The 10,118-nt window shown below is 54.0% G+C and carries 11 protein-coding genes; 6 read left to right on the top strand and 5 right to left on the bottom strand.

Annotated features, from left to right (window positions below; all coding sequences use genetic code 11):
- The 3 genes from cls to pepF form a co-directional block, all read left to right on the top strand.
- The coding region (gene cls, locus BRO54_RS09650; protein WP_239691242.1) for a cardiolipin synthase at nt 1–1,467 on the top strand (1,467 nt) is incomplete at its 5' end.
- Nucleotides 1,468–1,655: 188 nt separating this feature from the next.
- Nucleotides 1,656–2,984, top strand: a complete 1,329-nt coding sequence (locus BRO54_RS09645) for a competence protein CoiA (protein ID WP_033004673.1) — start codon at nt 1,656–1,658, stop codon at nt 2,982–2,984.
- Complete coding sequence (pepF, locus tag BRO54_RS09640; RefSeq protein ID WP_074043791.1) at nt 2,984–4,807, top strand: oligoendopeptidase F; 1,824 nt, start codon at nt 2,984–2,986, stop codon at nt 4,805–4,807. Before BRO54_RS09645 ends, pepF begins: the two co-directional genes overlap by 1 nt.
- A gap of 13 nt (nt 4,808–4,820) precedes the next feature.
- Here pepF and BRO54_RS09635 read toward each other — a convergent pair whose 3' ends face one another.
- From BRO54_RS09635 to BRO54_RS09615, 5 genes are all read right to left on the bottom strand, one after another.
- A complete protein-coding gene (locus tag BRO54_RS09635) occupies nt 4,821–5,018 on the bottom strand; it encodes a hypothetical protein (protein ID WP_074043790.1) in 198 nt (65 codons plus the stop codon).
- A gap of 272 nt (nt 5,019–5,290) precedes the next feature.
- Nucleotides 5,291–6,187 (bottom strand): ClpXP adapter protein SpxH, encoded by an 897-nt coding sequence (gene spxH, locus BRO54_RS09630; protein ID WP_074043789.1) that lies wholly within the window; start codon nt 6,185–6,187, stop codon nt 5,291–5,293.
- A complete protein-coding gene (locus BRO54_RS09625; RefSeq protein WP_042379624.1) occupies nt 6,180–6,593 on the bottom strand; it encodes a globin domain-containing protein in 414 nt (137 codons plus the stop codon). Before BRO54_RS09625 ends, spxH begins: the two co-directional genes overlap by 8 nt.
- Nucleotides 6,594–6,695: 102 nt before the next feature.
- Complete coding sequence (locus tag BRO54_RS09620; RefSeq protein ID WP_042379626.1) at nt 6,696–7,319, bottom strand: lytic transglycosylase domain-containing protein; 624 nt, start codon at nt 7,317–7,319, stop codon at nt 6,696–6,698.
- The gene (locus tag BRO54_RS09615; RefSeq protein WP_042379628.1) at nt 7,316–7,909 is read right to left on the bottom strand and encodes a CYTH domain-containing protein; all 594 of its coding nucleotides are present in this window, start codon (nt 7,907–7,909) and stop codon (nt 7,316–7,318) included. The genes BRO54_RS09620 and BRO54_RS09615 overlap by 4 nt, the downstream gene beginning before the upstream one ends.
- A 135-nt stretch (nt 7,910–8,044) precedes the next feature.
- On the opposite strand from BRO54_RS09615, the gene BRO54_RS09610 reads away from it, so the two are divergent.
- The 3 genes from BRO54_RS09610 to BRO54_RS09600 all read left to right on the top strand — a co-directional run bounded on the left by BRO54_RS09610 (nt 8,045) and on the right by BRO54_RS09600 (nt 10,023).
- A complete protein-coding gene (locus tag BRO54_RS09610; protein ID WP_042379630.1) occupies nt 8,045–8,422 on the top strand; it encodes a UPF0738 family protein in 378 nt (125 codons plus the stop codon).
- A gap of 150 nt (nt 8,423–8,572) precedes the next feature.
- A complete protein-coding gene (gene yjbM / locus BRO54_RS09605; protein ID WP_011230330.1) occupies nt 8,573–9,211 on the top strand; it encodes a GTP diphosphokinase in 639 nt (212 codons plus the stop codon).
- Nucleotides 9,208–10,023, top strand: coding sequence for an NAD kinase (locus tag BRO54_RS09600; protein ID WP_042379634.1), 816 nt, complete (start codon nt 9,208–9,210; stop codon nt 10,021–10,023). The genes yjbM and BRO54_RS09600 overlap by 4 nt, the downstream gene beginning before the upstream one ends.
- Nucleotides 10,024–10,118: the final 95 nt, after the last annotated feature.

Raw genomic sequence — 10,118 nt, 5'->3', positions numbered from 1 at the left:
GGCGCGTTGCTGGCATTGACGAACGGGTTTTGGGAAGGGAAGCTGCTTGGTCTTTTCAGCGTATTGATGTCTTGTTCCGTCATCTTTATCGCGCTGGTCATTTCTCTTGAGAATCGAAAGCCGGCGCAGACGATTGCTTGGCTGGCGGTGCTGGGGAGCTTTCCGATTGTCGGTTTTTTGTTTTATTTATTGTTCGGACGCAACTACTGGCAACAACGGCGCTATAAAAAGAAAGCCGATTTTGATGAGGCGGTGCTGCTCAAGTTCCAAGAGCCGTCGCCGATTGCCGTCGAGCGGCTGCCGATGGCGCCCCATCAGCGTCCGCTTTTGCGCCTTGCTTATCGCATCGGCCAGCATCCGGTTTCACTCGCGTCGCAGACGGCGGTGTTGACCAACGGTGAGGAGACATTTTCGGCCATTTTTGCCGAACTGGAAAAAGCGGAACACCATATTCATTTAGAATATTATATCGTCCGTCATGATGAAATCGGTCAACAGTTGAAGCGCGTCTTGATGGAAAAGGCGCGCCAAGGGGTGCGCGTCCGTTTTTTGTACGACGCCGTTGGAAGCTGGAAGTTGTCAAACGCCTATATCGAGGAGTTGCGCGCGGCGGGAGTCGAGATGATCCCGTTTTCGCCAGTGCGCCTGCCGTTTTTAAGCAACCAGATCAATTTCCGCAATCACCGAAAGATCATTGTCATCGATGGAGGCGTCGGCTTTGTCGGCGGGCTGAACATCGGGGATGAGTATTTAGGAAAAAACAAATATTTCGGATTTTGGCGTGATACGCACTTATTGATCCGCGGTGAAGCCGTCCGGACGCTCCAGCTCATTTTTTTGCAAGATTGGTATTACATGACGGGGGAACGCTTGTTGACGCCGGACTATTTGTCGCCGCCGCTCATCGTCGAGGAAGGGCAAGGCGGGGTGCAGCTCATCGCCGGCGGTCCGGACCAAAAGTGGGAAGTGATCAAACAGCTGTATTTTGCCATGATTACGTCGGCGAAACAATCGATTTGGGTTGCCTCGCCGTACTTTGTGCCGGATGAGGACATTTTGACGGCGCTCAAAGTGGCGGCGTTAAGCGGCATTGACGTTCGCCTGCTGGCGCCAAAGCGTCCGGACAAAAAAATTGTCTTTTACGCTTCGCGCTCGTATTTTCCCGAGCTGCTCGAGGCTGGGGTGAAAATTTACGAGTATGAGAAAGGGTTTTTGCACAGCAAAGTCATCGTCGTCGATGGCGAGCTCGCCTCGATCGGCACGGCGAACATGGATATGCGCAGTTTTCATTTAAACTTTGAAGTGAACGCCTTTTTGTATTATACCGACAGCATTCATAAACTCGTCCGCGACTTTTTGGAAGATTTTCGCCACGCTTCCATGATCGATTACGAACAGTTTCAACAGCGCCCGTTCCGGGTGCGTGTCGCTGAATCGGTCTCCCGGCTGTTGTCGCCTCTGTTGTAACAAACCGCTTGTAACACCAGTCCGGCCGAATCGGCGGACTTTTTTCGGCGCAATCTGGCTCAGGGCAGGAAAACCGGCGATGGTCGACGAATAAAAGGGAAGAACCGGACGGTTAAGGGGGAACAGCAGAGAACATCCCAGCTGCTCCCGCCCACAGGCAACCATTTTTCACTGGAAAGGAAGTGATCATGTTGTTTGTCGCTCTCTCAGCTGATGGCAGGCCGGTTTCGCTTGCCGGGGCGGAAAGATGGGAACGAGAGGGGCTGATGCGCCTGAAACGACAGGAACCGTTTTTTTGTCCCGCATGCCGTCAAGAAGTGGTGCTCCGATCGGGCCGCTACCGTTTGCCGCATTTCGCCCACCGCAAAGGGGCGACTTGCCCGGTCGAGCACGAGCCGGAGTCGGAGCGCCACTTAACCGGGAAGCGAGACTTGTTCGCGTGGCTCATTCGCCAAGGCACCGAGGCGAAGCTCGAGCCGTATTTGCCCGCCATCAAGCAACGTCCTGACGTATTGTTCCGCCATGGCCCTCACCTTTATGCCCTCGAATACCAATGTTCCACGATCGATGAATCGCTGTTTCGCGAACGCAATGACGGCTACCGTCGCCTCGGCATCCGCCCGTTGTGGGTGTTAGGAGCCCATCACTTGCGGCGCTCACCGAAATATTCGAGCGAAGTGCAGCTCTCCCGCTTTCAGTGGCTGTTCGCCCATCGTGCCCCGCATTCGGCTGTTCCGCATATATGGTACTACAGCCCAGAGACGAAGCGCTTCATCCGCCTTTTCCGCCCGCTGCCGCTATCGGTGCAGCGCACGTTGACCGCTATCGATTCGATTCCGCTTTCTTCCCTGTCCTTCACCGATTGGATGACCCCCCGTCCACAGCCGCTTCCGCCCGCGTTTTGGGAACGATGGCTCGAACGAAAAAAACAATGGCGGCGGACGTTTCCGCTTTATCCGAACCAAACCGTGCGCCGCATTTGTGCTGATTTTTACCAGGCGGGCATCGTTCCGTCACTGTTTCCGACCGAAGCGGGCTGGCCAGTGCCGCGCGGGTATTTATGGGAGACGGCGCCGTTCATTTGGCAAACGTATGTCCTTTTGTTTCTTCTAGGAAAGACCGGACGGCCGGCAACGGCAGCGTCTTTATTTCAGTGGCTCGACGACAAAATCCGCACCGGCCGCCTCGTTCCGCGCCGGCTGCCGCTTGTCGGCCGGGATACGTATCGTGAGGCCGTCGGCGAGTATTTGCATTGGTTGAGCCTGCTCGGCTATCTCCGCCGCGAAGAGGGCGGCCGACTTCATTTGGTGAAGCCGCTGTCGTTTCCGTCGACCGTCGATCAGATGATTCATCAAGATGCTGCGCTTCTTGATCAAATTCGCCAAACGTCAGCGCTTAGCCGCTATTGGTCATCGCTTGAGTTCGGAGGAGTGGAAAAAATGAGCAGAAAACAGGAAAAGATGAACGGAATGGTGAATAATAATTCGTGTATCGATTATTTGTATAAGGAGGAATGATGACGGTGGAGGAAAAGAAAGCGAAAAAGTCGCTGCCGCTGCGAAGCGAGATTCCGGTTGAGGAAACGTGGCGGCTTGAGGACATTTTTCCCACCGATGACGCCTGGGAAGAAGAGTTCAAACAAGTGAAGGCAATGATTCCGAAGCTTGGCGAATACAAAGGGCGGCTTGGCGAATCGCCGGAAGTGTTGTATGAAGCATTGCAATACCAAGATGAAGTGTCGATGCGCCTAGGCAAGCTGTATACATACGCCCATATGCGCTATGACCAAGATACGACCAACTCGTTTTACCAAGGGCTCGACGCCCGGGCGAAAAGCTTGTACAGCGAAGCATCGAGCGCGATGGCGTTTATCGTGCCGGAAATTTTGGCGATCAATGAAGCGGTGCTGCGCTCGTTTTTAGAACAATACGAGCCGCTTCGCTTGTATGCGCACGCGTTAGACGAGATTACGCGCCAGCGCCCGCACGTGCTGTCGGCGGAAGAAGAAGCGATATTGGCGCAGGCGTCCGAAGTGATGCAGGCGACATCCGACACGTTCAGCGCGTTGAACAACGCTGATTTGACGTTTCCGACGATCATCGACGAAAACGGCGAGGAAGTCGAAGTAACGCATGGCCGGTTCATCCGCTTTTTAGAAAGCACTGACCGCCGCGTCCGCCGCGATGCGTTTTACGCCGTATACCATACGTATGAGAAGTTTCAAAACACGTTCGCCAATACGCTTGCCGGCACGGTGAAAAAAGACAACTTTTTCGCCCGCATCCGCCGCTACAGCTCGGCGCGGGAAGCGGCGTTGGATGCGAACAACATTCCGGAGAGCGTCTATGACAACTTGATCGCCACGATTCACGAACATTTGCCGCTGTTGCACCGGTACGTACGGCTGCGCAAACGAGTGCTTGGGCTTGATGAGCTGCATATGTACGACTTGTACACGCCGCTTGTCCAAGATGTGAAAATGGAAGTGACGTACGACGAAGCGAAGCAATATATGCTTGAAGGGCTAGCGCCGCTTGGCGAGGAATATGTGGCGATCGTGAAAGAAGGTCTTGACAACCGTTGGGTCGATGTGCGCGAAAACAAAGGAAAACGAAGCGGCGCCTATTCGTCGGGAGCATACGGCACCCATCCGTACATTTTGCTCAACTGGCAGGACAATGTGAACAATTTGTTTACACTTGTGCATGAGTTTGGCCATTCGGTGCACAGCTACTATACGCGCAAAACGCAGCCGTATCCGTATGCGCATTATTCAATCTTCGTCGCCGAAGTGGCGTCGACGTGCAATGAGGCGCTGTTGAACGACTATTTGCTGAAAACGATCGATGATGAGAAAAAGCGGCTCTATTTGCTCAACCATTATCTTGAGGGGTTCCGCGGCACGGTTTTTCGCCAGACGATGTTCGCTGAGTTTGAGCATTTGATCCATTTGAAGGCGCAACAAGGTGAAGCGTTGACGGCCGAAATGTTGACTGCTCTTTATTACGACTTAAATAAAACGTATTTTGGCGATGATATTGTCGTGGACAAAGAAATCGGCCTCGAGTGGGCGCGCATTCCGCATTTTTATTACAACTACTATGTGTACCAATACGCAACCGGCTTCAGCGCGGCGATTGCACTCAGCAAACAAATTTTGGAAGAAGGCGAACCGGCGGTGACACGGTACATCGACTTTTTGAAAGCCGGCAGCTCTGATTACCCGATTGAAGTGCTGAAAAAAGCCGGCGTCGACATGACGAGCGCCGAGCCGATCCGCCAAGCGTGCCAAGTGTTTGCCGAAAAGCTGGAAGAGATGGAGCGGCTGCTTGAGAAATGAAACGAATGCGACGCTACAGCCGCATTCGTTTTGACGGAAATCCACGAAACTGATGGCGGCGGTTCCATGTCGCTGCCAGGCCAAGCAAGGAGAGAAACAAAAGCGGCATGGTCGCCCAAAGCGGAAGGAGCCGCATGAGGCCGAACAAGTTCAGGATAAATGCGGCAGCGGATGCTGCTGTCCAAAGAGATAAGACGATGCGCTGCTTCATGGGGATGGCCTCCTCTTTCCGTTTGCCTTAGTTGATTATATGCTGTTTGTCTGCCTGATCATGACGCAGGGCGAATTATGACAATAATGTGAACAAACGAGCAAACGGGTTGCTAATTTGATCGACCATTTGTTAAGATAAAGTTGTGAACGGAAGACAAAACCTGATACCCCTTTGTTTGACCGTGAACAATTTCTCCCATCCCCTTTGTTGTCTTGGCACAAGAAAAAGCCCGGCGTCAGCCGGGCTTTTTCTTGTGCCCGTCCCTGCTGCTAGGGACGAGCCTCATCGATATAGCGCCAAAATGTTCCGTGTTTGACGGGCACCCGCTCAACTTTTTGCTTTAGCTGCAGCTTTTTCATTTCCGTTTCCGCTTCTTGGATCGTCCAGTTGTACACAACGGCAACTTCTTTTGTGGCGACGAATTTAAAATGGCTTAAAAATGATTCCAGCGGAGGAGGAGAGGACGGCTCAGGATGGAAGCCGAGCATTTCGGCGATCAATTCGACGTAGATGTCGTACGGATAGCATCCGGAAATTTTAATGCCTTCGTCTTCAATGTTTTCATTAAACAACACAAGCGTCGGAATTTCGTCGACGTCCATTTCCGAGGTGATTTTTAAATCACATTGAAACGCTTTCGCCGCTCCCGGCGAGTGCATGTCGCGCAGAAATTCATCGACATCCAAGCCCGCTTCGACGGCGCATTCGGCGAGCACCGACAAATCGGCGACATTTTGCTTTTCGAGAAAGAGCTGTTCTTGCAGCTTGCGCAAAAAGCGAAGGCCAGCCCGCTTTCCTTGCATTTCCGCCGCTTTAATGGCAAGCGATGGGGCGAACGGGCTCGAAATCGGGTTTTCGAGCCAAACGCTGCCGTCGCATGACATGCCGGTGCGGCACGCTGCCCACTCCCACGCTTTGGCCATTGCCTCCGGCTTCGTTCCTTTGCGCGCGCTCCATGTCGCCCATGTTCCGCTTAATATGTGCCTTAAGGTAAAAAAACGGCCGTATTCGATTGTCAACTTTTTGATGACTGGTTCAAGCCCCCAGCATTCCGGGCATAAAGGATCGATAAACAAATACAGCTCGAGCGGTTTGTTCGTGTTGCCTAGCGGCTGGGAAGGGTAGCAGGCGGGCGCCGTCGTCTTCCCAGCAAACTTCTCACTCAAGGATATGCTCCTTTCTGTCCAGATGATCTGGGGTGTTGACCATATGGTGGGCGGTGAGTACAAGCCGGTGATAAAACTGTTCGCGCGCCGGCCCGGACAAGCCGATTTCGTCCATGGCTGCCCGCATGCAGGCAAGCCATGCTTCCGCCCGCTTTGGCGTGATTTCAAAGCGGAGATGGCGCGCCCGCAGCATGGGGTGTCCATGCTCTGCCGTGTAAAGCGGGGGTCCGCCTAAATATTGCGTTAAAAACTGTTTTTGCTTGCGGGCGGTTTCCGTCAAATCGTCAGGGAAAATGGGCTGCAAGTCCGGATGCGCGGCCACGCGTCGGTAAAATGCTTCGACAAGTTTCGCAACCGTCTCCTCTCCGCCGATCGCCTCATAAAGGGTTTGCCATTGTTCTCCCATCGCGGATGCTCCTTTTGTTTGAAAATCATTCGTTGTCGTTTGATTGCTATTTTATCAACAGCACGCATGGATCTCAAACAAAGTGACTCGAGCGCCGCTCGTTTATGTGCGGTAGCTTTTCAACACGCGTTCGACATACGCCCGCGTTTCGGCAAATGGCGGCACGCCCCCATAGCGGTCGACGTTCCCGGGTCCGGCGTTGTAGGCGGCCAAGGCGAGAGTGATATTGCCGCTATACCGGCCAAGGAGCTGGCGCAAATATTTTACGCCGCCGTCGATGTTTTGCGCCGGATCAAGCGGATCGTCCACACCGAGCATTTTTGCCGTGCTTGGCATGAGCTGCATGAGTCCAAGCGCTCCAGCCGGGCTTTTCGCATCGGGACGGAAGTTTGACTCATGGCGAATGACGGCGCGGATGAGCTGCGGGTCAACATCGTATTTTTCCGCTGCCGCCGCAATCAAGGCATCGATGGAAGAAGATGCGTTGATTGCGGTGCCCGCTTCATGTTCGAGCGGTGCGCCGCTATGGCCGGCGGGCGCCGGAGGCTGACCGCTTGAGGCGGCTTGAGGCGCCTCGGCAGATGATTCCTCCCCGCGGCTGAGAGATTCGGCAAGCAAGCTTGAAAACAAGGATGAAGCCGGCGATGGCAACAGGCTTGAGCGTCCGGGTGAGAACGCATTGAGCGCCTGCCATTCAACGAGCAGCTTTAATGGCGAAACGGTCATCGTCCTTCCTCCATTTCCTTCATGCGGGCATAAAAGCGGGCGATTTTGTTTGGCGCGGGGCGGCGCGGGATGCCGAGCACCTCAAGCAGGCGCAAAAACCGCTTTTCACCCGCTTCCGCGTGATCCACTTCATATTCAAGTTCGTAATCTTCGTTTTGCAAGTAACGGTTATGGTCAAGGCATAGCGTGCCGCCTTCATGCGGCCATTCGGCGCGGTCGGTGACAAGGGAGCCAAAGCAGCGCACCTCGTGTGGATTGATGCCCAGTTCTGCAAGCAAATCGGCGATCGCCCCGCGCGGCGCCGCCATACCGGCAAGCAACGCTTCCGCTTCAGATAACGAAAGCGGCTCATGGGTTTCCAAAATTGTCCCGTCCGCCTGCGTTTGTTTCAGCGTCAAGGTCAGGCGTCCCTCTTTCGCCCGGATGCGCAGCGCTGCCGCTCGTTCTTTCAGGGCGAATGACGGGGTGTCAAAGTAATGGTTTTCCTGGCGGCGGAAAGCGCCCTCATCGAGGCGGAAGGCGGCGCAGACGGCAGCAAACTCCGCTGCCGTTAACAAGTTTTTCAATTCGATTTCGATTTCTTGATGCATCGTGAATCTCCTTCAGACAGGATAGTCGTCTCCCTCTATTATCAGCTGTTTTTCGGCGAATATCAATTATTTCGTCTGTATAGGGTGAATATGGTAAAATAAAGGGCGGATGGTTGATGCGGAAGGAGAGAAAGCATGAACGAAAAAGTGATTGTTCAGCGGGCGGAGCGGGAAGGCGGCCGGCTTTGGCTGTATGTCAATGATGCTCCGGTTCCGCTTGCCCGCGTGACGCCGAAACGCCATATGCTTGTCGACTCGGATGCGTTGGCGTTTGCGTACATTTTGGAAACCGATGACCGCTTTCTATATGTCATGGTTCCGAAGCCATGGTGGCCTGAGTTAAAGGCGGCGCTTGACGCTCGGGAGCCGGTCTGGCTTCGATGTGGGGAAGCGGCGGTCGAGCTTGAACAGTTTGGAGACGAACTGTCTTATTTGCTTGAAAATATTCGCGGCAACGCCAACTATGGCGAGGCGCTTGAACAGGCGGTGCAAGACGTGTTTTTTGAGCAATAAGCCGGTGGCTTCCCTTTCGGCGCGTTAGAACAGGGAGCGGCCCGGTGAATTCGGCAGATGAGCGGTTCCATCGAGCAGCAAGGCAGAGGCGCGGTTGTGCCCTCTTGACTTTAGCCGCGGGAGATTGAAAACATGTAGGCAGGTGGTACGATGGTAAACCATTGGGATTTGTTTTTAGCTCCGTATAAGCAGGCGGTTGAGGAGCTGAAAGTGAAGCTAAGGGGCATTCGCGCCCAATTCGAGATGATCGAAGCGCACTCGCCGATTGAGTTTGTCACCGGACGGGTGAAGCCCGTCGCCAGCATTTTGGATAAGGCGCAAAAGAAAAACATCCCGCTCGACCGTCTCGAGGAAGAGATGCAAGATATTGCGGGGTTGCGCATCATGTGCCAGTTTGTCGATGACATTAAGACCGTCGTCGAGCTATTGCGCCAGCGCAACGATTTTACGATTGTCGAAGAACGCGATTACATCACGCAAAAAAAAGAGAGCGGCTACCGCTCGTACCATGTCGTCATCCGCTATCCGGTGCAGACGATCCGCGGTGAAAAAAACATTTTGGCGGAGATTCAAATTCGAACGTTGGCGATGAACTTTTGGGCGACGATTGAGCATTCGTTGAACTATAAGTACAGCGGACGTTTCCCCGAAGATATCAAAGTTCGGTTGCAGCGCGCCGCGGAGGCGGCCTACCGTCTCGATGAGGAGATGTCGAAAATCCGCTTTGAAATTCAAGAAGCGCAGGCTGCTTTTTCCCGAAAACAAGAAGCAAAAGGAGAAGGGCAATGAAACGGATGGACGCGCCGCTCGTGTTTGCCATCACGTCCAAAGGCGACGACATATCGAACGCCTTGGCGCAAAAAATGAAAACGTATTTGCTTGACTTTGACTTGCGTTACGATGAAGAGGAACCTGATCTCGTCATTTCGGTTGGCGGCGATGGAACGCTGTTGTATGCGTTCCATCGCTATTGCCATCGGTTGGACAAGACGGCGTTTGTCGGAGTCCATACTGGCCATCTCGGCTTTTACGCCGACTGGGTGCCGGAGGAACTTGAAAAGCTCGTCATCGCCATCGCCAAGACGCCGTACCAAGTGGTCGAATACCCGCTCCTTGAGGTGACGATCCGCTATCTCAACGGCGGAAGCGAGGCAAAGTATTTAGCGCTCAATGAATGCACAGTCAAGTGCGTCAGCGGGACGCTCGTGATGGATGTCGAGATTCGCGGCGACTTGTTTGAGCGGTTCCGCGGCGACGGGTTGTGCATTTCGACGCCGACCGGCAGCACGGCTTACAATAAAGCGCTCGGCGGCGCGATTTTGCATCCTTCGCTTGAGGCGATTCAAGTGACCGAGATGGCGTCGATCAACAACCGCGTTTTTCGGACGATCGGCTCGCCGCTCGTGCTGCCGGCGCACCATACGTGTTTACTCAAGCCGGTCAACCACGTCGATTTTCAAATTACGATCGACCATTTGTCACTGTTGCATAAAGAAGTGAAGTCAATTCAATGTCGGGTGGCCGATGAAAAGGTGCGTTTCGCCCGCTTTCGGCCGTTTCCGTTTTGGCGGCGGGTGCGCGACTCGTTTATCGCCGACTGAGGGAAAGCCCGCCTCCTTGGTTAGGCAAGGCTTCCCGTTTGCGGCGAGGTGATGGTCTTTTGGCACGGTGCCGATTCCGTTGCAGCGGCGTTAAA

Source organism: Geobacillus proteiniphilus (genome assembly GCF_001908025.1).
In the GTDB taxonomy this organism is placed as follows: Bacteria; Bacillota; Bacilli; order Bacillales; family Anoxybacillaceae; genus Geobacillus; species Geobacillus proteiniphilus.
This window is presented reverse-complemented; position numbering and strand designations above follow the sequence as displayed.